The 23,047-nt window shown below is 68.3% G+C and carries 22 protein-coding genes; 21 read left to right on the top strand and 1 reads right to left on the bottom strand.

Features of this window, described 5'->3' with window-relative positions:
• The first annotated feature begins 2 nt into the window (after positions 1–2).
• The 8 genes from rsmH (at position 3) to murD (ending at position 9,085) form a co-directional block, all read left to right on the top strand.
• Positions 3–1,004 (top strand): 16S rRNA (cytosine(1402)-N(4))-methyltransferase RsmH, encoded by a 1,002-nt coding sequence (gene rsmH, locus EV656_RS04790; protein ID WP_132600140.1) that lies wholly within the window; start codon positions 3–5, stop codon positions 1,002–1,004.
• Positions 1,005–1,370, top strand: coding sequence for a cell division protein FtsL (gene ftsL / locus EV656_RS04785; RefSeq protein WP_132600137.1), 366 nt, complete (start codon positions 1,005–1,007; stop codon positions 1,368–1,370).
• Positions 1,367–3,148: a peptidoglycan D,D-transpeptidase FtsI family protein gene (locus EV656_RS04780; RefSeq protein ID WP_132600134.1), complete on the top strand. Its 1,782-nt coding sequence runs from the start codon at positions 1,367–1,369 to the stop codon at positions 3,146–3,148. Before ftsL ends, EV656_RS04780 begins: the two co-directional genes overlap by 4 nt.
• Before the next feature lie 13 nt (positions 3,149–3,161).
• Positions 3,162–4,646 (top strand): UDP-N-acetylmuramoyl-L-alanyl-D-glutamate--2,6-diaminopimelate ligase, encoded by a 1,485-nt coding sequence (locus EV656_RS04775; RefSeq protein ID WP_132600131.1) that lies wholly within the window; start codon positions 3,162–3,164, stop codon positions 4,644–4,646.
• A complete protein-coding gene (locus tag EV656_RS04770) occupies positions 4,643–6,091 on the top strand; it encodes a UDP-N-acetylmuramoyl-tripeptide--D-alanyl-D-alanine ligase (protein WP_132600128.1) in 1,449 nt (482 codons plus the stop codon). Before EV656_RS04775 ends, EV656_RS04770 begins: the two co-directional genes overlap by 4 nt.
• The gene (mraY, locus tag EV656_RS04765) at positions 6,091–7,176 is read left to right on the top strand and encodes a phospho-N-acetylmuramoyl-pentapeptide-transferase (RefSeq protein WP_132600125.1); all 1,086 of its coding nucleotides are present in this window, start codon (positions 6,091–6,093) and stop codon (positions 7,174–7,176) included. Before EV656_RS04770 ends, mraY begins: the two co-directional genes overlap by 1 nt.
• 21 nt (positions 7,177–7,197) lie before the next feature.
• Positions 7,198–7,605 carry a hypothetical protein gene (locus tag EV656_RS04760; RefSeq protein WP_132600122.1) on the top strand — a complete coding sequence of 136 codons (408 nt, stop codon included), beginning with the start codon at positions 7,198–7,200 and terminating at the stop codon, positions 7,603–7,605.
• 76 nt (positions 7,606–7,681) lie between these two features.
• On the top strand, positions 7,682–9,085 hold the full coding sequence (murD, locus tag EV656_RS04755) for a UDP-N-acetylmuramoyl-L-alanine--D-glutamate ligase (protein ID WP_132600119.1): 1,404 nt from the start codon (positions 7,682–7,684) through the stop codon (positions 9,083–9,085).
• 6 nt (positions 9,086–9,091) lie between these two features.
• Here the strand turns inward: murD and EV656_RS04750 are convergent, their stop codons facing one another.
• Positions 9,092–10,027: an L-lactate dehydrogenase gene (locus EV656_RS04750; protein ID WP_132600116.1), complete on the bottom strand. Its 936-nt coding sequence runs from the start codon at positions 10,025–10,027 to the stop codon at positions 9,092–9,094.
• Positions 10,028–10,333: 306 nt separating this feature from the next.
• On the opposite strand from EV656_RS04750, the gene EV656_RS04745 reads away from it, so the two are divergent.
• The 13 genes from EV656_RS04745 to ftsA all read left to right on the top strand — a co-directional run bounded on the left by EV656_RS04745 (position 10,334) and on the right by ftsA (position 22,932).
• Positions 10,334–11,512 (top strand): type III PLP-dependent enzyme, encoded by a 1,179-nt coding sequence (locus EV656_RS04745; RefSeq protein WP_132600113.1) that lies wholly within the window; start codon positions 10,334–10,336, stop codon positions 11,510–11,512.
• Between the two features lie 120 nt (positions 11,513–11,632).
• Positions 11,633–12,802, top strand: coding sequence for a putative lipid II flippase FtsW (gene ftsW, locus EV656_RS04740; RefSeq protein WP_132600110.1), 1,170 nt, complete (start codon positions 11,633–11,635; stop codon positions 12,800–12,802).
• Positions 12,799–13,899, top strand: coding sequence for a UDP-N-acetylglucosamine--N-acetylmuramyl-(pentapeptide) pyrophosphoryl-undecaprenol N-acetylglucosamine transferase (locus tag EV656_RS04735; RefSeq protein WP_132600107.1), 1,101 nt, complete (start codon positions 12,799–12,801; stop codon positions 13,897–13,899). The genes ftsW and EV656_RS04735 overlap by 4 nt, the downstream gene beginning before the upstream one ends.
• Entirely contained in the window at positions 13,896–15,290 is a 1,395-nt protein-coding gene (gene murC / locus EV656_RS04730) for a UDP-N-acetylmuramate--L-alanine ligase (protein WP_132600104.1), read from the top strand. The genes EV656_RS04735 and murC overlap by 4 nt, the downstream gene beginning before the upstream one ends.
• A gap of 13 nt (positions 15,291–15,303) precedes the next feature.
• On the top strand, positions 15,304–16,881 hold the full coding sequence (locus EV656_RS16715; protein ID WP_207899544.1) for a hypothetical protein: 1,578 nt from the start codon (positions 15,304–15,306) through the stop codon (positions 16,879–16,881).
• Positions 16,878–18,065, top strand: a complete 1,188-nt coding sequence (locus EV656_RS04715; RefSeq protein ID WP_132600098.1) for an APC family permease — start codon at positions 16,878–16,880, stop codon at positions 18,063–18,065. Before EV656_RS16715 ends, EV656_RS04715 begins: the two co-directional genes overlap by 4 nt.
• A complete protein-coding gene (locus EV656_RS04710; protein WP_132600095.1) occupies positions 18,062–18,301 on the top strand; it encodes a DUF2484 family protein in 240 nt (79 codons plus the stop codon). Before EV656_RS04715 ends, EV656_RS04710 begins: the two co-directional genes overlap by 4 nt.
• Positions 18,298–18,564, top strand: a complete 267-nt coding sequence (locus tag EV656_RS04705; protein ID WP_132600092.1) for a DUF2484 family protein — start codon at positions 18,298–18,300, stop codon at positions 18,562–18,564. The genes EV656_RS04710 and EV656_RS04705 overlap by 4 nt, the downstream gene beginning before the upstream one ends.
• Complete coding sequence (locus EV656_RS04700) at positions 18,561–18,848, top strand: hypothetical protein (RefSeq protein ID WP_132600089.1); 288 nt, start codon at positions 18,561–18,563, stop codon at positions 18,846–18,848. Before EV656_RS04705 ends, EV656_RS04700 begins: the two co-directional genes overlap by 4 nt.
• A gap of 5 nt (positions 18,849–18,853) precedes the next feature.
• Positions 18,854–19,777 carry a UDP-N-acetylmuramate dehydrogenase gene (gene murB, locus EV656_RS04695; RefSeq protein ID WP_132600086.1) on the top strand — a complete coding sequence of 308 codons (924 nt, stop codon included), beginning with the start codon at positions 18,854–18,856 and terminating at the stop codon, positions 19,775–19,777.
• Between the two features lie 70 nt (positions 19,778–19,847).
• Positions 19,848–20,738, top strand: a complete 891-nt coding sequence (locus EV656_RS04690) for a D-alanine--D-alanine ligase (protein WP_132600910.1) — start codon at positions 19,848–19,850, stop codon at positions 20,736–20,738.
• Positions 20,735–21,604, top strand: coding sequence for a cell division protein FtsQ/DivIB (locus EV656_RS04685; protein WP_306666787.1), 870 nt, complete (start codon positions 20,735–20,737; stop codon positions 21,602–21,604). Before EV656_RS04690 ends, EV656_RS04685 begins: the two co-directional genes overlap by 4 nt.
• Positions 21,601–22,932 carry a cell division protein FtsA gene (ftsA, locus tag EV656_RS04680; RefSeq protein WP_132600080.1) on the top strand — a complete coding sequence of 444 codons (1,332 nt, stop codon included), beginning with the start codon at positions 21,601–21,603 and terminating at the stop codon, positions 22,930–22,932. The genes EV656_RS04685 and ftsA overlap by 4 nt, the downstream gene beginning before the upstream one ends.
• The last annotated feature ends 115 nt before the right edge of the window (positions 22,933–23,047 follow it).

The raw sequence follows: 23,047 nt of genomic DNA, 5'->3' as shown, positions 1-23,047 counted from the left end.
CGATGTCCAGTGCGCAACGCCGGGACGCCGACAATTCCCCGCATATTCCCGTGCTGCTGCGCCCGCTGCTGGAGGCCGTCTCGCCGGTGTCGGGAACGTGGCTGGACGGTACATTCGGGGCAGGGGGGTACGCCCAAGGGCTGCTTGATGCCGGCGCCGAGCGCGTGATCGGGGTGGATCGCGATCCCAGCGTCTTTGCCCTGGCCGAGGGCTGGGCCGCCGCCTATGGCGACCGGCTGGTTCTGGTCGAGGGCACGTTTTCGCGGCTTGACGATCATGCCGGCAGGCCGCTGGATGGCGTGGTGCTGGATCTGGGCGTGTCCTCTATGCAGCTGGATCAGGCCGAGCGCGGCTTTTCCTTTCTGCGCGACGGGCCGCTGGACATGCGCATGGGCACGGACGGCATCTCGGCGGCGGATGTCGTGAACAACGCCGCCGAGGCGGAAATCGCCGATATCCTGTATCATTTCGGGGAAGAGCGCGCCGCGCGCCGCATCGCACGCGCCATCGTTGCTGCGCGCGACGTTGCCCCCATCGTCACGACGGGCCAACTGGCCGAGGTCATTTCCCGGTGCCTGCCCCGTCCCAAGCCGGGGCAAAGCCACCCTGCCACGCGTTCCTTTCAGGCGTTGCGCATCGCCGTGAACGACGAATTCGGCGAACTGGTCGCCGGGCTGGAGGCCGCCGAACGCGCGTTGAAACCGGGCGGAAAGCTGGCGGTCGTGACCTTTCATTCACTGGAGGACCGGGTCGTCAAACGGTTTCTTCAGGCGCGCAGCGCGGGCGGCGGGGGCGGCAGCCGCCATGCGCCCGAAGTCGTGGCCGAGGCCCCCCGCTTTCACCTTGTGCAGCGCCGCGCCATCGCCCCCGATGCGGCAGAGCTGGAGGCTAACCCGCGCGCGCGTTCCGCCAAGCTGCGGGTGGCGATCCGCACCGATGCCCCGGCCGGCCCCGTAGACCGCACCCAGCTGGGCCTGCCCGCCATCATGGAAGGAGCACGCTAGATGCGCACCCTGGTCTATGCCGCGGTGGCCATGGCGGTGATGGTCCTGGCCTTTTGGGCCTACCGCGAAAATTATGCCACGCAGCAGGCGCTGGACGATATCCAGCGTCTGAACCGTGAAATCGGCCATCTGCACGAACGCCGCGCGGTGCTGCGGGCGGAATGGGCCTATCTCAACCGGCCCGACCGGCTGCGCGCGCTGGCAGAGATGAACTATGACCGGCTGCGGCTGATCCCGCTGGAGGCCCCCCGTTTCGCCCGGATCGACCAGGTGGCCTATCCCGCGCCTGACCTGCCCGCGCTGTCGTCCCCGGTGGATCTGCGCGGCCAGTTGCAAACCCCTGCCGCGACGGAGGACGCGCGATGATCCGCACGCCGCTGCGCCCGCTGGCCCGCATTCTGGAGGCCCGCGCCCGGGGCGAAAATCCCGACAGCATCGAGCGCGAGAACCTGCGTCTGCGCCATGAACAGATGCGCGACCAGGCCCGCCTGCGCGCCGAGGGCCGGCTGTTGGTGCTGGCGGGGATGTTCATTGCCGCCTTTGCCACGGTAGGGGTTCGCACGGGCAGCCTTGCCATCGCCGAACCGGCCGAACCCCGCGCGACCGCCGCCACCGTGCCGGCCATCACCGCCCAGCGGGCGGATATCGTGGACCGTAACGGCAATATCCTGGCCACCAACATGGCCACCCACTCGCTGTATGCCCAACCGCGGATCATGATCGACCCAGAGCGGGCGGCGCAGGGTCTGGCGGCGATCTTCCCCGATCTGGATGCGGATGAACTGCACCGCAAGTTCACCGGCGATCGGACCTTCCTGTGGATCAAGCGCCGGATCAGCCCCGAGCAGATGCAGCAAGTGCATGAAATCGGCGATCCCGGCCTTCTGTTCGGCCCGCGTGAGATGCGCCTTTATCCCAACGGCGCACTGGCGGCCCATGTTCTGGGCGGGGCCAGCTTCGGCCGCGAGGGCGTGCGCGCGGCCGAGGTCGTGGGCGTTGCTGGGGTGGAACGCACCTTCGATGCGCGGCTGCGCGACCCGGCCGCGGGCGGTGCGCCCCTGCGTCTGTCGCTGGACCTGTCGGTGCAGTCCACGGTAGAGCAGGTACTTTACGGTGGCATGCGGCTGTTGAATGCCAAGGGCGCGGCGGCAATCCTGATGGACGTGCAAACGGGCGAGGTGGTCTCGCTGGCCTCGCTGCCCGATTTCGACCCCAACGACCGGCCCGCGCCGGTGCCGGGGCGCGACGCGGGCGACAGCCCGCTGTTCAACCGCGCGGTGCAGGGGGTCTATGAGCTGGGTTCCACCTTCAAGGCGCTGACCGTCGCGCAGGCGCTAGAGGACGGTCTTGTCACACCCGATACGATGATCGACACGCGCGGGCCGCTGACCTGGGGCAAGCACAAGATCCGGGATTTCCACGATTACGGCCCGCGGCTGTCGGTGACCGACGTGATGGTCAAAAGCTCCAACATCGGGACGGCGCGCATCGCGATGGAAATCGGCGCCGAGCGGCAGCGCGCCTTCCTTGACGAACTGGGCCTGCTGGAACCGACGCCGCTGGAAATGGCCGAAGCCGCGGGCGGGCGCCCGCTGTTGCCGCCCAACTGGTCGGAAATTTCGACCATGACGATTTCCTATGGACATGGGTTGTCGACGACGCCGATGCACCTGGCCGCGGCCTATGCGACGATTGCCAATGGCGGACGACTGGTAAAGCCCACGCTGATCGCCGGGGGCGGCGCGCCGGGCGAACGGGTGCTGTCCGAGGAAACCGCCGCACAGGTCCGGTCGATGCTGCACGCGGTCGTCGAGCGCGGCACCGCCAGTTTCGCCCGGATCGAGGGCTATGCCGTGGGCGGCAAGACCGGCACCGCAGACAAGCCGAACCCGCAGGGCGGCTATTACGAGGACAAGGTGATCGCCACCTTTGCCGGGCTGTTCCCCGCCGAGGCGCCCCGCTATGTCATCGTCGTCACCCTGGACGAACCCGAGGATCGCACCGGCCCGGAACCGCGCCGCACTGCCGGCTGGACCGCCGTTCCCGTCGCCGCCGAGATCATCCGCCGCACCGCGCCGCTGCTGGGCATCGCGCCCGCGATTGAACAGGCACCGGGCTTCGGGGTAACACTGGCCGCGAACTAGCGGGGCACAAGGCATGACAGGGCAGCAAACGACACTCTCGGCGTTGGGGTTGCAGGCCCGCGGCGGGGCGGACTCCGCGATCACCGGGCTGTCGGTGGACAGCCGCGCGGTCAAGCCGGGCCACCTGTTCGCAGCCCTGCCGGGCAGCCGGGTCCATGGCGGAGAGTTCATTCAATATGCCCTGCGCATGGGCGCCGCTGCGATCCTGACCGACCGCAAGGGGGCAGAGATCGCCGCCGGTGAACTGGCCGCCTCGGATGCCGCGCTGGTCGTGGCCGAGGATCCGCGCCAGGCGCTGGCCGGTGCGGCGGCGCTGTTTTTCGGCGCGCAACCGGGAACTGCCGTTGCGGTCACGGGCACCTCGGGCAAGACCTCGGTCGCCAGTTTCACGCGGCAGATGTGGGACCGTCTGGGCCTGGCCGCGTGCAATATCGGCACGATGGGCGTGCAAGGGGCCTGGACCGCGCCGCTGGCCCATACCACGCCCGAGCCGATCACCCTGCACCGCATGCTGGCCGAGATGACCGCCGCCGGTGTCACCCACGCCGCGATGGAGGCCTCCAGCCACGGGCTGGATCAGCGCCGACTGGATGGCGTGACGCTGAGTGCCGCAGCCTTCACCAATTTCAGCCAGGACCACCTGGATTACCACGCCGGGTTCGACGAATACTTCGCGGCCAAGGCCGGACTTTTCGACCGGGTGTTGCCGCCCGACGCGGTCGCCGTCATCAATATCGACGGCGAACGCGGCATGCAGATGCACGCCATCGCCCAGGCCCGCGGCCAAGAGGTTCTGACCATCGGCAGCGGCGACGGCGCCGATCTGCGCATCCTTGGCCAGCGCTTCGATGCGACCGGGCAGACCCTGCGGTTTTGCTGGAACGACGTGCCGCATCTGACCCGGCTGGACCTGATCGGCGGGTTTCAGGCCGAAAACGTGCTGGCCGCCGCCGGTCTGGTCATCGCCACCGGCACCCCGCCTGCGCAGGTCTTTCCGCTGCTGTCCGAGGTTGTCACCGTGCATGGCCGGATGGAACTGGCCGCAACGCGCGACAATGGGGCGACCGTGTTCGTCGATTACGCGCACAAGCCTGGCGCGCTTTCTGCGGCGCTGGCCTCGCTCCGGCCCCATGTGCTGGGGCGGATCGTGGTGGTGTTCGGCGCCGGGGGCGACCGTGACCGCGGCAAACGCCCGCTGATGGGGCAGGCCGCGGCAGAGGGCGCGGATGTTGTATATGTGACAGACGACAACCCCAGATCCGAAGACCCGACCGAGATTCGTGCAGGAATCCTGCAAGGTTGTCCCGACGCGATCGAAATCGGCGACCGGGCCGAGGCCATCCTGCGCGCCGTCGATACCCTGCAGCCGGGCGATGCGCTGCTGATCGCGGGCAAGGGGCATGAAACCGGCCAGATCGTGGGCGAGGATGTCTTTCCCTTCGATGATCGCGAACAGGCCAGCGTTGCGGTTGCAGCCCTGGACGGGAGAATGACATGAGCACGCTTTGGACCGCGGCCGAGGCCGCCGCCGCGACGGGCGGGCGCGCCACCTGCGACTGGCAGGCCAGCGGGGTTTCAATCGACACGCGCAGCCTGGCCCCCGGCGATTTGTTCGTCGCGCTAAAGGATCGGCGCGACGGCCATGAATTCGTGGCCGCTGCGTTGGCTGCGGGGGCTGCGGCCGCGCTGGTGTCGCGCGTGCCAGAGGGGGTGGCGGACGATGCGCCGCTCTTGATCGTTGACGATGTCCTTCTTGCATTGCAGGCGCTTGGCCGCGCAGGGCGCGACCGCACGGGCGCGCGCGTGGTGGCGGTGACCGGCTCAGTCGGCAAGACCTCGACCAAGGAAATGCTGCGCCACGTGCTGGCCGGGCAGGGCCGCGTGCATGCCGCCGAGGCCAGTTTCAACAACCATTGGGGTGTGCCGCTGACCCTGGCGCGCCTGCCGCGCGATGCCGCCTTTGCCGTGGTCGAGATCGGCATGAACCACCCCGGCGAAATCGCGCCGCTGACCCGGCTGGCCCGGCCCCATGTGGCCCTGATTACCACCATCGCGCCGGCGCATCTGGCGGCGTTCGACGATCTGGCCGGGATCGCGCGGGAAAAGGCGTCGATCTTCGAAGGGCTGGCCGAGGGGGGCGCGGCAATCTACCCCGCCGATCTGGAAACCAGCCCGATCCTGGCCGCCGCCGCCCGCGAATACGCGGCGAAAAGTGTGACCTTCGGTCAGGAAGATGGCTGTGATTTCAGGCTGCTCGGGATCGAAATTCATGCGGCGTCCACGGTCGTGCAGGCCCGCGCGCCGGGGCAGGATCTGCTGTTCAAGATCCAGAGCGCGGGACGGCATTTCGCGATGAACGCGCTGTCCGTCCTCGCCGCGGTCGAAAGCCTCGGGATCGACGGTGCGGTCGCGGCCTGCGACCTGGCCGGCTGGGTTCCGCCCGCCGGGCGCGGTGCGCGGCTGCGCATCGCCCTGGATGTGGTCGAGGACCAGATGATGGTCGAGGTGATCGACGACGCCTTCAATGCCAACCCCGCCTCTGTCGCCGCCGCGCTGGAGGTGCTGGCCGCCGCCCGCCCGCAGGACGGTGTTGGCCGGGTGGCCCGTGGCCGGCGTATCGCGATCTTGGGCGACATGCTGGAACTGGGCCCCGACGAACAAGGCCTGCATGCCGGGCTGGCGGACCTGCCTGCGATGGCGCAGGTGGACCTGGTCCATTGCGTCGGGCCGCGGATGCGGGCGCTCTACTTCGCCCTGCCGTTGAAGAAACGCGGCCAATGGTTCGACGAGGCCGAGCCGCTGGCCGATAAGGTGCATCACATGGTCGATGCCGGCGACGTGGTGCTGGTCAAGGGCTCAAAGGGCAGTCGCGTCTCTGCCGTGGTTGACGCCCTCAAGAAATTGGGACAAGCGGTCCCGGCACCGCAGGAGGATCCCGAATAATGCTGTATTGGCTGGCCGACCTGTCCGATGGGGGCGGGGCCTTCAACCTGTTTCGCTACATCACGTTCCGGGCCGGGGGGGCGTTCCTGACGGCGCTGATCTTCGGCTTTCTGTTCGGGCGTCCGCTGATCAACCTGCTGAAGCGCAAACAGAGAAATGGCCAGCCCATCCGCGAGGACGGCCCGCAGAGCCACCTGGAAACCAAGGCCGGCACGCCCACGATGGGCGGTGTGCTGATCCTGGGCGCACTGATCTTTTCCACCCTGCTTTGGGCGCGTCTGGACACGGCCTATATCTGGATGCTGCTGTTCGTGACCTTGTCCTTCGGCGCTATCGGCTTTGCCGACGACTATGCGAAAGTGTCCCGCAACGACGCCAAGGGGGTGCCGGGCCGGGTCCGGTTCGGCCTGGGTCTGCTGATCGCGGCGCTTGCCGGTTTCTGGGCGGCCTTCGTCCACCCCGACGAGCTGAGCTATCAACTGGCCTTGCCCGTCTTCAAGGATACCCTGATCAATCTGGGCGTCTTCTTTGTGCCCTTCGCCATGTTGGTGATCGTGGGTTCTGCCAACGCGGTGAACCTGACGGACGGGCTGGACGGGCTGGCGATCATGCCGGTGATGATCGCCGCCGGAACGCTGGGCGTGATCGCCTATGCGGTGGGGCGTGTCGATTTCACCGAATACCTGGACGTGCATTACGTGCCCGGCACCGGCGAGATTCTGATCTTTTGCGCCGGTCTGATCGGCGGGGGGCTGGGATTCCTGTGGTATAACGCCCCACCGGCGGCCGTGTTCATGGGCGATACCGGGTCGCTGGCGCTGGGGGGCGCACTGGGGGCGATCGCGGTGGCCACCAAGCACGAAATCGTCCTGGCCATCGTCGGCGGGATCTTCGTTGTCGAGGCGTTGTCGGTCATCATTCAGGTCGCCTATTACAAAGCGACAAAAAAACGCGTGTTCCTGATGGCTCCGATCCATCACCATTTCGAGAAGAAAGGATGGGCGGAACCCCAGATCGTGATTCGGTTCTGGATCATCAGCCTTATCCTCGCCCTGATCGGATTGGCGACGCTCAAGGTCCGCTGAGGGGCAGCGGGAGACAGTGACATGCAGATGAACCTTGCCAGCGACAGCGCAGCCGGGGCAGAGGCGCCGCAGGCCGACAATGCCTGGGTCAGCCCCGAGTTGCACGCGGTCACGCCGGACGTGAAACTCAAATACTGGAGCGGCATTCCGCCCTACGGCGTCTGGGCGTTCTTCGCCTTTCTGATGCTGGAAGCGGTGATGTTCTCCGATCACCTCGTGCCTTATTGCGAGGCGAACTTTGCCCAGCCGCAGAACTGCGCGCCGATCTTCACCCAGATATTCCCGATCCTGATCGGGCTGATCCTGCTGTTCCCGGTGGTCACCGGCGCGGCGCGGCGCATGGGCGGCAACCGGATCACGGCGCAGGCCTTTGTCTTCCTTGCGGCCTTTGTGCCGACGATGATGCTGGCCTGGCACTACTTCCTGTAACGGCGGGCCGCGCGGCCCGGCTTGCATCGGAACGCCCCCGGCGGCATCGTCCCGGCGATGCTGCAAGGGGGCGTACATGATTCCGGTGCACGGATATGACGGGGCGCGCGTGGCCGTGCTGGGGCTGGGGCGGTCGGGCCTGTCGGCGGCGCGCGCGCTGCGTGCCGGCGGGGCCGAGGTTCTGGCCTGGGACGACAACGCCGCCGCGCGGGAACGCGCCGCGGCAGAGGGGATCGCCGTTTCCGACCTGACCCGCCCCGGGGCGTTGGACGGGCTGGCCACGCTGATCGTCAGCCCCGGCATCCCGCATCTCTATCCCGCCCCGAATCCCGTTATCGCGGCCGCCTGGGCCGCCGGTGTGCCGGTGGATAACGACATCGGCCTGTTCTTCCGCTCGTTTGCGACGGCGGGGTGGGACGATTTCGATACGGCCCCGCGGGTGATCGCGGTCACAGGGTCCAACGGGAAATCCACCACCGCCGCGCTGATTGCCCATGTGATCGGCGCCACCGGCCGCGCGGTGCAACTGGCCGGTAATATCGGCCGGGGCGTGCTGGATATCGACCCGCCGGGCGATGGCGGGGTGGTGGTGTTGGAGCTGTCCAGCTATCAGACGGACCTGGCGCGCGCGCTGACCCCCGATATCGCGGTCTTTACCAACCTTTCGCCCGACCACCTGGATCGGCATGGCGGGCAGGGGGGCTATTTCGCGGCCAAGCGGCGCCTGTTTTCCGAGGGGGGGCCGGACCGCGCGATCATCGGCGTGGACGAGGATGAGGGCCGTTTCCTGGCCAACCAGATGGCGATGGGGCCGGGGGATGACCGGGTGATCCGCATTTCGGCTGGGGGCAAGCTGTCGGGGCCGGGCTGGTCGGTCTTTGCCCGCAAGGGGTTCCTGTCGGAATGGCGCAAGGGGCGGCAGATGGCCAGTATCGACCTGCGCACCATCGCGGGCCTGCCCGGCGCCCATAACCACCAGAATGCCTGCGCCGCCTTTGCCGCCGCGCGCTGCCTGGGCTTGGGCCCGAAACAGATCGAGGCGGCGTTTCACAGCTTTGCCGGTCTGCCGCACCGCAGCCAGGTGGTGGCCGAACGGGACGGGGTGCGCTTTGTCAACGATTCCAAGGCGACAAATGCGGCCAGCGCGGCGATGGCCCTGGCCGCCTTTCCGCGCATCCGCTGGATCTGCGGCGGGCTGGAGAAAGAGGGCGGGCTGGGCGCGCTAACCCCGCATCTGGGTCATGTCGCCAAGGCCTATGTCATCGGGCGCGAGGCCGCAGGCTTTGCCCTGCACCTGAAGGACATCCCCCACGAGGTTTGCACCACGATGGCCGCCGCCGTGGCCCGCGCCGCGCAAGAGGCAGAGACGGGCGAGACCGTGCTGCTGGCGCCCGCTGCCGCCAGTTTCGACCAGTATGACAGCTTCGAGGCGCGGGGCGCGGATTTCATCGCCGAGGTCGAGAAGACCTTGGGCGCCTAACGCCGCTCAGATCGCCAACGCGTCAGCCGTTTCGCGCAACAGCCCGGCGCTGGCGGCCAGCGCGGCGGTTTCCTCGGGGTTCAGTTCGGGCACCAGGGTTGCGCCGATCCCCTCGGCGCCCAGAACGCGGGGCAGCGACAGCGCCACGTCGCGCACCCCGGCGATTTCGTCGGTGCACATGGACACCGACAGGACCGCCCGTTCGTCCTGCGCGATGGCGCGCACGATCCGGGCCAGCCCCGCACCGATGCCGTAATTCGTGGCGCTCTTGCCCGCGATGATGCGATAGGCCGCGCGACGCACGCCGTCGTCGATCCGGGCGCGCACCTCGCCGGTGATGGCGGCGCCCAGTTGCGCCGCGACCGAGGCCAGCGGTTCGGATCCCACCCGGGCGCTGGACCAGGCCAGAACCTCGCTGTCGCCATGTTCGCCCAGCACGTAGCCATGCACCGAATGCGGCGCCAGGCCCAGATGCCCGGCCAGCAGGCTGCGAAATCGCGCGGTGTCCAGAATGGTGCCCGATCCGATCACGCGCCCCGGGGCCAGCCCCGACAGGCGCGTGGTGACATGGGTCATCACGTCTACCGGGTTGGTCGCGACCAGCAGGATCGCCTGCGGCGCGGCGGCGCGCACCGCACCGATCACCTGGGCAAAGACCTCGGCGTTGCGGGCCAGCAGGTCCAGCCGGCTTTCGCCCGGTTTCTGGCCCACGCCTGCGGCCAAGATCACCACGCCCGCGTCCTGCAGAACGTCGTAATCGCCAGCCTCAACGGTCGTGGCGGCATGGGCAAAGGGCACGGCATGGGCGATGTCCTGGGCCTGGGCCACCGCAAGATCGCGGTTGCGATCCACGATCGCGATACGGCTGGCCGCCCCGTTCAGGGCCAGCGCGTAGCCCGCGGCGCTGCCCACCATGCCTGCCCCGACGATACCGACCTTCATGGTGTTGCCTCCTTTGTTGGTGTCGCGCCCAGCCTATCACGGCCTTCCCGGTTGAAAGGACGCCGCCATGGGTATTTTTTCCAAGAAGAAGGCCCAACCTGCGCCATGCGCCGGAGTGCTGCGTTTCCGGGCAGGCCGTGGAAAAATTGAACGTTGCCGGGATTTGGTCTTGCACCGACTCAGGTGCGGCCCTATGTGCGCGCACACGGACGCCAACGCACGCGCCTCTGGCCCCTGCGAGGGTTAAGTAGCGACGGTAACGTCTCCCTTGGAACCGGGCCGACCCGCCCGTCAGGTCTATTGGAGATGACCATGTACGCTACGCAAGCCGAGATCCTCGGCCGCACCGATATCCCGTCGCCCGGCCGCGCCGAGGCGTATATCCGCCAGCACCGTTTCGACCAGCCGACCCTGGTGATCGATGCGGGCGAGGTCGTGGCGCGCTTTCACGCGCTGCGCGCAGGCCTGGGGCGGGCGGCGATCCATTATGCGGTCAAGGCCAATCCCGCGCCCGAACTGGTGGCCCGGCTGGCCGCCGAAGGCTGCCGTTTCGACGCCGCCTCGCGCGCCGAGATCGAGCTGTGCCTGGGCGCCGGGGCCGCGCCGTCGGAGATCTCTTTCGGCAACACCATCAAGCGCGCCTCGGACATCGCCTTTGCCCATGCCGCGGGGATCACGCTGTTTGCCGCCGACGCCGAGGAAGAGATCGACAAACTGGCCGAGCATGCGCCGGGCGCCGAGGTCTATATCCGCGTTCTGGCCAGCGCGCCCGAGGCCGATTGGCCGCTGAGCCGCAAGTTCGGCTGCGCCCCGGAAAAGGCCGGCCCGCTGATGGCGCGCGCGTTGCGTGCCGGGCTGCGCCCGGTGGGTCTGTCTTTCCATGTTGGCAGCCAGACGCGCCGGGCGTCCATGTGGGGGCCGGTTCTGGATGACGTGGCCCGCCTGTGGCACGCGCTGCGCGCCGAGGGGTTCGACCTGGACCTGCTGAATATCGGCGGCGGCTTCCCCGCCGGGTATGGCGAGCCGGTCGAGGCGCCTGCCGCCTATGCCGCGCAGGTGATGGCGCAGGTCGATGCGCGGTTCGGCAACGTGCGGCGCCTGATGGCCGAACCGGGCCGTGGCCTGGTGGCCGAGGCGGGCGCGATCGCGGCCGAGGTGGTGCTGGTCTCGCAGAAATCCGACACGGATGCCTATCGCTGGGTCTACCTGGATATCGGCAAGTTTTCCGGCCTGGCCGAAACCATGGACGAGGCGATCCGCTATCCCCTGGTGACCGAGCGCGACCACGAACCGACCGGCCCCTGCATCCTGGCGGGCCCGTCCTGTGACAGCGTGGACGTGCTGTATGAAAAGCGCCCGGTGCAACTGCCGCTGGGCCTGCGCGCGGGTGACCGCGTGGTGATCCGCAACACCGGGGCCTATACCTCGACCTATGCGTCGGTCGGCTTCAACGGCTTCCCGCCGCTGGACGTTCTGGTGATCTGATCCGCAGCCGATCCGCCCGGCGCCGGTCCATCTTGACTGGCGCCGGGGCGGGTTTGGCGTTACACTTTGCCCAGAGACCCGGCAAACGGGCCCAATTTGAGGCAATCGAGCGGAGAGCCCATGACTGAGATGGTCTATGGCACCGCGCCCATACGGGCGGGGGAGCCGGTTCTGCCACGTTGGTGGCGGACCGTGGACAAGTGGTCGATCTCCTGCATTCTGCTGCTTTTCGGGGTGGGGATGCTGCTGGGGCTGGCGGCCTCGCCGCCGCTGGCCGAAAAGAACGGGTTCGATGCCTTTCATTATGTCGAGCGGCAGGCGGTGTTCGGCGTTGCCGCGCTGGTGGCGATGCTGGTGGTGTCGACGATGCCGCCGGACCTGGTGCGCCGGGCGGGCGTGGTCGGGTTCGCCGCCGCCTTTGTGGCGCTGGCGCTGTTGCCCATTCTGGGCACCGATTTCGGCAAGGGTGCGGTGCGCTGGTACAGCTTGGGCTTTGCCAGCGTTCAGCCTTCGGAATTCCTGAAACCCGCCTTCGTGGTGCTGGCTGCCTGGCTGATGGCCGCAGGGCAAGAGGTGAACGGCCCGCCGGGGCGGACGATTTCGCTGGCGGTCGCGCTGGTCGTGGTGGCGTTCCTGGCGATGCAGCCCGATTTCGGGCAGGCCGCTTTGGTGTTGTTTGCCTGGGGCGTGATGTACTTCGTCGCCGGGGCCTCGCTGGTGTTGCTGGTGGGACTGGCGGGTGCGGTGGTGTTCGCAGGCGTGGTTGCCTACCAGAACTCGGAACATTTCGCGCGCCGCATCGACGGTTTCCTCAGCCCCGAGATCGATCCGCGCACCCAGCTGGGCTATGCGGTCAACGCGATCCAGGAGGGCGGGATCTTCGGTGTCGGCGTGGGCGAGGGCCAGGTGAAATGGTCGCTGCCCGACGCGCATACGGATTTCATCATCGCCGTCGCGGCCGAGGAATACGGCCTGATCCTGGTGCTGGCGATCATCGCGTTGTACCTGACGGTGGTGCTGCGCGCGTTGTATCGGTTGACGCGGGAACGCGACGGCTTCATCCGCCTGGCGGGCACGGGGCTGGCCTGCAGTTTCGGGGTGCAGGCGCTGATCAACATGGGCGTCGCGGTCAAGCTGTTGCCGGCCAAGGGCATGACGCTGCCCTTTGTCAGCTATGGCGGGTCGTCCATCATTGCCAGCGGGATCGCCCTGGGGGCGCTGCTGGCGCTGACGCGGACCCGGCCGCAGGGCGAAATCGGCGATCTGTTGCGCCGTGGGGGACGGGCATGAGCGCGCCGCTGCTGGTCATTGCCGCAGGTGGCACCGGCGGGCACATGTTTCCCGCCCAGGCCCTGGCCGAAACCATGCTGGCGCGCGGCTGGCGGGTGACGCTGTCCACGGATGCACGCGGTGCGCGCTATGCGGGCGGCTTTCCCGATGCGGTGGCGATCCAGCGCGTGGCCGCCGAAAGCCCCGCACGCGGGGGTGTGCTGTCGCGCGCGGCGGCGCCGTTCCGGCTGGGCGCTGGTGTGGCGGCGGAAATCCTGCGGCTGCGCCGCGACCGTCCCGCGGTGGTGGCGGGCTTTGGCGGTTATCCGTCCTTCCCGGCGCTGTCGGCGGCCATCGCGCTGCGCATTCCGCGGATGATTCACGAACAGAACGGCGTGCTGGGCAAGGTGAACCGGCTGTACGCCAAGCGGGTGCACGCGCTGGCCTGCGGCACCTGGCCCACCGACCTGCCCGAGGGGGTGGAGGGGATGCATGTCGGCAACCCCGTGCGCGCCGCCGTGCTGGAGCGTTCCGGCGCCCCCTATATCCCGCCGGGCGATTACCCGATGGGGCTGGTGGCCATCGGTGGCAGTCAGGGTGCGCGGGCGCTGTCGGACAACGTGCCGGCCGCCGTCGCGGCCCTGCCCGATGCGATCCGGCGGAACCTGCGGGTGTCGCACCAGGCCCGGGCCGAGGATGTGGATCGCGTGGTGAGTGCCTACGCGCAAGCGGGGGTAGAGGCCGATGTGCGCCCCTTCTTCGACGATATTCCCGCCCGCCTGGCCGAGGCGCAACTTGTCATCAGCCGGGCCGGTGCGTCCTCTATCGCGGATATCTCGGTGATCGGGCGGCCGTCGATCCTGATCCCCTATCCGTATGCGACGCAGGACCACCAGACCGCCAACGCCCGTGGCCTGGTCGAGGCAGGCGCCGCGATCCTGATCCCCGAATCCAGCCTTGACGTGTCCGCGCTTTCGGACCAGATCGCCACGGTTCTGGGCCAGCCCGACGGTGCGTTGCAAATGGCGCGCGCGGCGCTGGACTGCGGGCGCCCGCAGGCGGCCGAATCCCTGGCCCAGATCGTCGAGGCATTGGCAGGACAAGGGGGCGAGGCATGAACGCGGCGACGAAACTTCCCATTGATGTGGGGCCGATCCATTTCGTTGGGATCGGGGGCATCGGCATGTCCGGCATCGCTGAGGTTCTGCTGAATCTGGGTTACACCGTGCAGGGATCGGACCTGAAATCCAGCGCGATCACCAAGCGGCTGGCCGATCTGGGCGCAACGATCTTCGAGGGGCAGCGGGCGGAAAACCTGACCGGCGCCGAGGTGGTGGTGATTTCCTCGGCGATCAAGCCGGGCAACCCGGAACTGGATGCCGCCCGCGCGCACGGCCTGCCGGTGGTCCGCCGGGCCGAGATGCTGGCCGAACTGATGCGCCTGAAATCGAACGTCGCGGTGGCTGGCACCCATGGCAAGACCACGACTACCACCATGGTCGCCACCTTGCTGGATGCAGGCGGGATCGACCCCACGGTCATCAATGGCGGCATCATCCACGCCTACGGGTCCAACGCCCGGATGGGCGAGGGCGAATGGATGGTGGTGGAGGCCGACGAAAGCGACGGCACCTTCAACCGCCTGCCCGCCACCATCGCCATCGTCACCAATATCGACCCCGAGCATATGGAACATTGGGGCAGCTTCGACGCGCTGCGTCAGGGGTTCTACGATTTCGTGTCGAACATCCCCTTCTACGGGCTGGCCGTATGCTGCACCGACCACCCAGAGGTGCAGGCGCTGGTGGGCCGGGTCACCGACCGCAAGGTGGTGACTTTCGGCTTCAACTCGCAGGCGGATGTGCGCGCCACGAACCTGAGCTATGAAAACGGCATCGCCCATTTCGATGTGGCCCTGCAGGCCGAAGGCAAGGTGATCGCGGGCTGCACCCTGCCGATGCCGGGCGATCACAACGTGTCCAACGCCCTGGCCGCCGTCGCCGTGGCCCGGCACCTAGGCATGACCGGGGATGAAATCCGCGCAGCCCTGGCCGGTTTCGGCGGGGTCAACCGCCGCTTTACCCGGGTGGGAGAGGTGAACGGTATCACCATCATCGACGATTACGGCCACCACCCGGTGGAAATCGCCGCCGTCCTGCGTGCCGCACGACAGGCGACCAAGGGGCGCGTCATCGCCGTGCACCAGCCGCACCGCTATACCCGCCTGCATTCCCTGTTCGAAGAGTTCTGCAGTTGTTTCAACGATGCCGACGTGGTGGGCATCGCCGAGGTCTACGCCGCCGGAGAGACCCCGATAGAGGGCGCCAGCCGCGACGACCTGGTCGCAGGCCTGATCCGCCACGGCCACCGCAACGCTCGTGCCCTGCGCTGCGAGGACGACCTGGAGCGGCTGGTCCGCGAACAGGCGGGCCCGGGCGACATGGTGGTCTGCCTGGGTGCGGGCACGATTTCGGCCTGGGCGAACAACCTGCCCAAGCGGCTGGAATAGGCGGGCGGCAGCCATGGCGAAGAAGATCGACATCGCGCAGATCGAGGATCGGGACAGCTTCAAGGCCTGGTTGCAGCAGGAGGCATTGCCGCGTCAGACCATGGTCGCGCTGGCCCACCGCGCGGCGATGCGGGTGCTGCCGGTCTGGTGGGCAGAGGTCGACAGCGCCGCGTGGGCGCGCGAACGTGATTTGACCGCGCTGCCGGTTTGCCGTGCACTGTTGACATCTGCGGCGTTTGCGAACGCAGAGGCCGCAGATGTCAGGAATTGGCTCGCCCGCGCCGCCGCCGCCGCCGCCGCCGCCACCGCCCGCGCCGCCGCCGCCACCGCCTACGCCACCGCCGCCGCCGCCGCCCGCGCCGCCGCCGCCGCCACCGCCGCCCGCGCCGCCGCCGCCACCGCCTACGCCACCGCCGCCACCGCCGCCGCCGCCACCGCCGCATGGGCGGCACTCCGACGGGATTGTGCGCTGGCGGGCGATAGTGCGGCGCTGATGGCCCGACCGTTGTGGCATGACGACCGGCCGCCGCTGGAACACCTCTGGTCCCCCCTGCGCGAAAAATTTCCGCCCGGCGGGGCGCCGCCCTGGGGCTTCTGGAGCGACTGGTATCAACGCGCCCTGAACGGAACAGAGGACCGCTGGCCCCTGCTGCGCCGGATCGCCCTGCTGGACAAGGACGCCGAGGGCAACGACCTGTGGGCCAGCCCGGACCGTATCGCACGCGAAATCGCGCGGTTGCAGGGGGAACAGCGAGCGCAGGACATCATCGACGAAACCCCTTTCGGACTGCGTGTGTTAGCAAGACCGCGAAAGGGTGTTCTGTATTCCGTTCCGGCCGAGGAGGTGGACCTTTCCGAGGTCGTTGGCAGAATCCGGCAAGCACTGAAGGATTTCACTGCCCGCTGCCGTCGTGACAGGTCGGCGAACCGGCTGGGCCAGCAGATGAGCACCGCTCTTGCCCCTGCTGTTGCTGATTTGCGCCGCGATCTGCGTCGCCATGCGACCGATCCGCATCAGCTTTTCGACAGCTTGCGCCACGCCCAGAAAGAGTTTGAACGAACCGCCCACCGAGAGGGGTTCCCGAACGAAGGTGCGGTGGAGCGGCTTATCGACGGTTTGCAAACGCTGCGCGAGGACATTGCGGTGGCCGCGCCCTCGGTCGTGGAGATGGAGCGCAAACGCCTTGCCGTTCGGCTGCAATTGGTGTCGCAGGACCAAAAGCTCGCCGCGCTGCGGCTGTTGGCGGGGCTTGGTGCGGATAGCGAGGGCTTTTTGCAGGTTGCCACGCAGACCGCCTTGTTGACCATTCTGGACGAGGCGGCCGACGACGAGGCCCGGCGCAACGCCTGGTATTTCATGTTGGCGATTGTGCCCCGCGGTGCCCGAGAGATGAGCCGCGCCAAACTTGCCCCAGCAACACCGGAGGAGGCCAAGGGCTTTCTCGACAAGGTAGCGCGGACTGGAGACAAGCTGTCGAGGATCGACAAGGGTGTCGATGCCTTGCAGGAGATGGGTTCTGAAGGGACCAACTGGCTGACGGAGGCCTTTACCCAAATCGGCTCGGGGAACATGTGGGGGCTGGGTGGATGACCGAAGCCCTCAAACGCCGGATCGGCCCATGGTTGCTGACGGCCTATGGTGTGGGCGTGATGGTCGGGGCGGGGATCTACGTTCTGACCGGGGCGGTGGCCGGGGCGGCCGGGGTCTGGGCGCCGGTGGCGTTCCTGCTGGCCGGGCTGATCGCGCTGCCCTCGGCGTTGTCCTATGCGGAACTGTCCACCCGCATCCCCGAGGCCGCGGGCGAGGCCGCCTATATCGCGCAGGGTCTGCGCCTGCACTGGCTGTCGGTCACGGTCGGGCTGGCCATCGTCGCGGCAGGCACGATTTCGGCCGCGGCGGTGTTGCGGGGCGGCACGGGCTATCTGGTGTCGGTGGTGCCGGTGCCCTTTGCCGTGGCGCTGGTCGCGATGGGCGCGGCGCTGGTCGCCGTGGCGGTGCTGGGCGTGCTGGAAAGCTTGGCGCTGGCCGCCGTCTTTACGGTTGTCGAGCTGATCGGGCTGGCGCTGGTCGTCTATGCGGGCTGGCAGGCCGTGCCGGTGGCTGACTGGAGCGCGCCGCCGCCGGTGCCCGCAACGGGGCTGGCATTGGGGGCGTTGCTGGCGTTCTTTGCCTTCATCGGGTTCGAGGACATCGTGAACATGGCCGAAGAGGTTTCCGACCCCGCGCGCACCCTGCCGCGCGCGATCATCGGCGCGCTTGTTCTGACCTCTCTGGTTTATGGGCTGGTGGCCATCGCTGCGGTGCGGGCCGTGCCGGTGGCCGATCTTGCCGCGACCGAACGGCCGCTGGCGCTGGTCTGGGCGCGGGGCACCGGGGGCGACCCGGCCTTCCTGTCGCTGATCGCGGTCTTTGCGGCGTTGAACGGGGTTCTGGCCCAGATCGTGATGGCGGCGCGCGTCCTGTTCGGCGTGGGTCGGCGCGAACCGGCGCTGGCCACCTTTCACCATGCGCATCCGCGGTTCGGCACGCCGGTTCTGGCGACGGTCCTGGTGGGCGCGGTGGTGATCGCGGGGGCGCTGGTGCTGCCGGTGGCGGTTCTGGCCGGGGCCACGTCGGGCCTGTTGCTGGCCGTATTCGCGCTGGTCAACCTGTCGCTGATCCGGCTGAAGCGGCGCGAGGAGCGGGCCCCGTTCCGGGTGCCGATGGCGGTGCCGTGGCTGGGCCTGGTCACCGCCCTGGGCGCGCTGGCCCTGTCCTTGGCGGGGCTGGCATGAGCGCGGCGCTGACAGCGGCGTGCCTGTGGGCGCTGGCGGCCTCGGCGGTGGCGTTCCTGCCGATGCGGCTGCAATACCTGCCCGGCGGGCTGTTGCTGCTGGCCGCGCCTGGGGTGGTGGGCTGGCTGGCGGTGACCCATGGCGCTGTGGTGGCCGCACTGGCCGTGCTGTCGCTGTTTCGCCGGCCCCTTGCGGGCCTTTTGCGCCGTGTCCTGGGAAAGGAGGAAACGCGATGACCCTTTCACTGGTGCTGGCCTGTCTCTGGGCCGTTGTCGCCGCCGCGATCGGCATGATGCCCAGCCGGATTCACTGGCCCGCGGCCTATGGGCTGATCGCGGTGGGCATCCCGCTGCTGGGGTTCGTCACCTACCAGAACGGGCCGTTCTGGGGGCTGGTGGCGCTGGCCGGCGGGGCCTCGGTGCTGCGCTGGCCGCTGATGTATTTCGGCCGTTGGCTCAGGCTGCGGGTGATTGGCGCGCTGCGCCGCGAGACCGAGTGAGCGGGCTGGCTGTTCTGCTGGCCTGGATGCTGTGGGCCGCCGCGCCGCTGGTTGCCTATGCGGCGCTGGATCATGGGCTGCACCGGGCCGGGCGGTCGTTGGCGATGGTGCTGGGCGGCTATTCCGCGGCGGCCTGCCTGGTCTGGGTGGCGCTGCGGGCGCAGGTTGCGGGGCAGGATCATGCCAGCGTGACGCCGGGGGCGGTGCTGCTGTCATGGGCGGGCGTTGCGGTTCTGTCGTTGCTGCTCTATGCGCTTGGGGCATGGATCGGACCCCGGAAATAGCCCAGATGCCGCCCGTGCGCGGCACCCTGACACGCGGCAAGGCGCTGTGCGATTTGACATGGCTGCGCGTCGGCGGCCCGGCCGACTGGCTGTTCCAACCCGCCGATATCGAGGATCTGGCCGATTTCCTGCGGGCGCTGCCCGCGGATGTGCCGGTCTTTCCGATGGGGGTGGGCTCAAACCTGATCGTGCGCGACGGCGGGTTGCGCGGCGTGGTGATCCGGTTGGGCCGCGGGTTCAACGGGATTTCGGTTGCGGATGGTTGCGTGACCGCCGGGGCGGCGGCGCTGGACGCGCATGTGGCGCGTCGCGCGGCGGCGGCGGGCATCGACCTGACCTTTCTGCGCACGATCCCGGGCGCCATTGGCGGGGCGGTGCGGATGAACGCCGGCTGCTATGGGCGTTATGTGTCTGACGCCTTTGTTTCGGCCCGCGCGGTGACGCGGGTGGGGCAGGTGGTGACGTTGACGGCGGACGATCTGGCCTTTCGCTACCGCGAGACCGATCTTGCCCCCGAGACGGTGATTGTAGAGGCCACCTTGCAGGGGCCTGCGGGCGACCCGGCGGTGCTGGAGGCCGTGATGGCCGAGCAACTGGCCAAACGCGACGCCACCCAGCCCACGAAAGAGCGTTCTGCCGGATCGACCTTTCGCAACCCGGCGGGGTTCAGTTCGACGGGGCGGGCCGATGACAGCCATGACCTGAAGGCGTGGAAACTGATCGACGATGCGGGCCTGCGCGGTGCGCGGCAGGGCGGTGCGCAGATGTCCGAAAAGCACTCCAACTTTCTGATCAACGCGGGTGGCGCGACGGCCGCCGACCTGGAGGGACTGGGCGAAGAGGTCCGAAAAAGAGTTTTTCAAGAGACCGGAATACGGCTAGAGTGGGAAATCATGAGGGTCGGCGAACCGGCCCCGAAAGATGATTGATCCCAAGGGGGCCAAACCCCCGACATGAGGCAAGACAGTGGCGGGCGAGTCGAGCAGGACAGCCCCCAGGATTGCGGTTCTGAAAGGCGGACCCTCGACCGAGCGCGAGGTGTCGCTGGTTTCCGGGCGTGAATGCGCGGCCGCACTCAGGGGCGAAGGCTTCGATGTGATCGAGATCGACGCGCAGGCAGACCTGCCCGCGCGCCTGACCGATTGTGCGCCCGACGTGGTGTTCAACGCGCTGCATGGCCGCTGGGGCGAAGATGGCTGCGTGCAGGGGCTGCTGGAATGGCTGGGCCTGCCCTATACCCATTCGGGCGTTCTGGCCTCGGCCCTGGCGATGGACAAGCAGCGCAGCAAACAGGCCTATCGCGATGCGGGCCTGCCCATTGTGGACAGCATTCTGGCCCCCCGCGAAGAGGCCGCCGCACGTCATGTTATGGCGCCCCCCTATGTCGTCAAGCCGAACAACGAGGGCTCCTCGGTCGGAATACATATCGTGCAGGACGCCGCGAACGCGCCGCCGCAGATGGGCGAAGAGATGCCCGACGTGGTGATGGTCGAGGCCTATGCCCCGGGCCGCGAGTTGACGACGACCGTGATGGGCGACCGGGCGCTGACCGTGACCGACATCCTGACCGACGGCTGGTACGATTACGACGCGAAGTACAAGGCGGGCGGCTCGCGCCATGTCGTGCCCGCCGACATTCCCGCCGATGTTTTCGATGCCTGTCTGGATTATGCCGTGCGCGCGCATCGCGCGCTTGGGTGCCGCGGGCTGAGCCGCACGGATTTCCGCTGGGATGAGGCGCGCGGCCTGGACGGGCTGGTGCTGCTGGAAACCAACACACAGCCGGGGATGACGCCGACCTCGCTGTCGCCGGAACAGGCGGCGCAGTGCGGGATGTCCTTTGGGGCACTGTGCCGCTGGATCGTGGAGGATGCCTCATGTGCGCGATGAGCAATCCGGCGCGCGATCCGGCACCTTCCCGTCTGGCGTATCGGGTGCAGCGGCTGTGGCTGACGCCGCTGTTCCGCCGGGCACTGTTTCGGGGGATGCCGCTGGCGTTCTTGGTGGCGCTGCCGGCGGTCTGGTTCGCCGACGACGCGCGCCGCGCCGCGATCGGGACCGAGATTGCCGCCCTGCGCGACCAGATCGTCAGCCGCCCGGAATTCATGGTCGGCATGATGACGATTAAGGGCGGGTCGGACGAGCTGCGCGCAGATATCCGCGAAGTCCTTGCGCTGGATTTCCCGGTGTCGTCCTTTGATCTGGATCTGAAGGCGATGCGCGTGGTGGTGCAAGAGCTGGACGCGGTGAAGGCCGCCGACCTGCGGGTGCGCCCCGGCGGTATCCTGGAGGTGGCGGTGCAGGAACGCGTGCCCGCCGTGGTCTGGCGCGGTGAGGCCGGGCTGGAAATGCTGGATCGTCAGGGCCGCCGCGTCGCGCATCTGGAACAGCGGGCCGCGCGCCCGGATCTGCCGTTGATCGCGGGTAAAGGCGCCGATGCCGCCGTGCCCGAGGCGCTGGCGCTGATCGCGGCCGCGGCGCCCCTGTCGGCGCGGCTGCGCGGACTTGTGCGGGTAGGCGAGCGGCGTTGGGACGTGGTGCTGGATCGCGGCCAGCGCATCCTTTTGCCCGAAACGGGCGCGCTGGTGTCGCTGGAACGCGTGATCGCGCTGGATCATGTGTCCGACATGCTGGCGCGCGACGTGCTGGCGGTGGATATGCGCAACCCCAACCGGCCCACCCTGCGGCTGGCCGAGGGCGCGGTGGACGAATTGAAACGGATAAGAAGACTTCAGGCAGGAGCGAGCGAGGGATGACCGATCTCTACCAGTCGCAGCGGGCGATGCGGAAGATGCGGCAACAGGCGATGGATCGCGGGGTGATCGCGATCCTGGATGTGGGCAGTTCCAAGATTGCCTGCCTTGTGCTGCGTTTCGACGGGGCCGAACCCGCGGGCGTAGAGGGGATCGGCGCGCTGGCCGGGCAGTCGCGGTTCCGGGTGATCGGGGCGGCGACCACGCGTTCGCGCGGGGTGCGTTTCGGCGAGATCCATGCCATGCAAGAGGCCGAGCGCGCGATCCGAACCGCCGTTCAGGGCGCGCAGAAGATGGCCCGCGTGCGGGTGGATCACGTCATCGCCTGCTTCTCCGGGGCAGAGCCGCGCTCTTACGGGTTGGAAGGGGCGATCGATCTGGCCGAGGGGCAGGTGGGGGCCGCGGATGTGGCCCGCGTGCTGGCCGCCTGCGAGATGCCCGAGATCGGCCCGCACCGCGAGGTGCTGCACGCGCAGCCGGTGAATTTCGCGCTGGATCACCGCAGCGGGCTGGGCGATCCGCGCGGGCAGATCGGCAACCGGCTGGCCTGCGACATGCATCTGCTCAGCGTAGATGAAAGCGCGGTGCAGAACCTGGCCCATTGCATCCATCGCTGTGACCTGGAACTGGCCGGGTTGGCCTCCTCTGCCTATGTCGCTGGGATTTCCAGCTTGGTGGAGGACGAGCAGGAACTGGGCGCCGCCTGTATCGACATGGGCGGGGGCGCCACGGGTCTGTCGATCTTTATCAAGAAGCACATGATCTATGCCGACAGCGTGCGGCTGGGCGGCGATCATGTGACCTCGGATATCTCCAAGGGGTTGCAGGTGCCGCTGGCCACCGCCGAGCGGTTGAAGACCCTCTATGGCGGCGTGGTTGCCACCGGCATGGATGACCGCGAGATGATCGGCCTGGGCGGCGACAGCGGCGATTACGAGCGCGACAGCCGCACCGTCAGCCGGGCCGAACTGATCGGCATCATGCGCCCGCGCGTGGAAGAGATCCTGGAAGATGTGCGCGCCCGGCTGGATGCGGCGGGCTTCGAACATCTGCCCGCGCGCCAGATCGTGCTGACCGGCGCGGGCAGCCAGATCCCCGGGCTGGACGCGCTGGCCGCGCGTATCCTGGGCCAGCAGGTGCGCCTGGGCCGGCCCTTGCGCGTGCAGGGGCTGCCGCAATCGGCCACGGGGCCGGGCTTTGCGGCTGCGGTGGGCCTGTGCCTGTTCGCGGCCCATCCGCAGGACGAATGGTGGGACTTCGACATCGCCCCCGAGCGCTACCCGGCGCGATCGCTCAAGCGGGCGGTGCGATGGTTCAAGGATAACTGGTAGACCCAATATGTCGTGTGATCGGCGAAATCCCGCGAAAAGACGGGGGAAACGCGGCAGATTTTGTAGGAATTGGGTGTTTTTTTCGTGACGATCCGGGGGCTGTTGCGTAGGATAA

Origin of the sequence: Rhodovulum adriaticum, from assembly GCF_004345735.1 — a bacterium.
GTDB classification, from domain to species: domain Bacteria; phylum Pseudomonadota; class Alphaproteobacteria; order Rhodobacterales; family Rhodobacteraceae; genus Rhodovulum; species Rhodovulum adriaticum.
The sequence above is the reverse complement of the archived record's forward strand: the minus strand, read 5'-3'. Positions and strand labels throughout refer to the sequence as shown.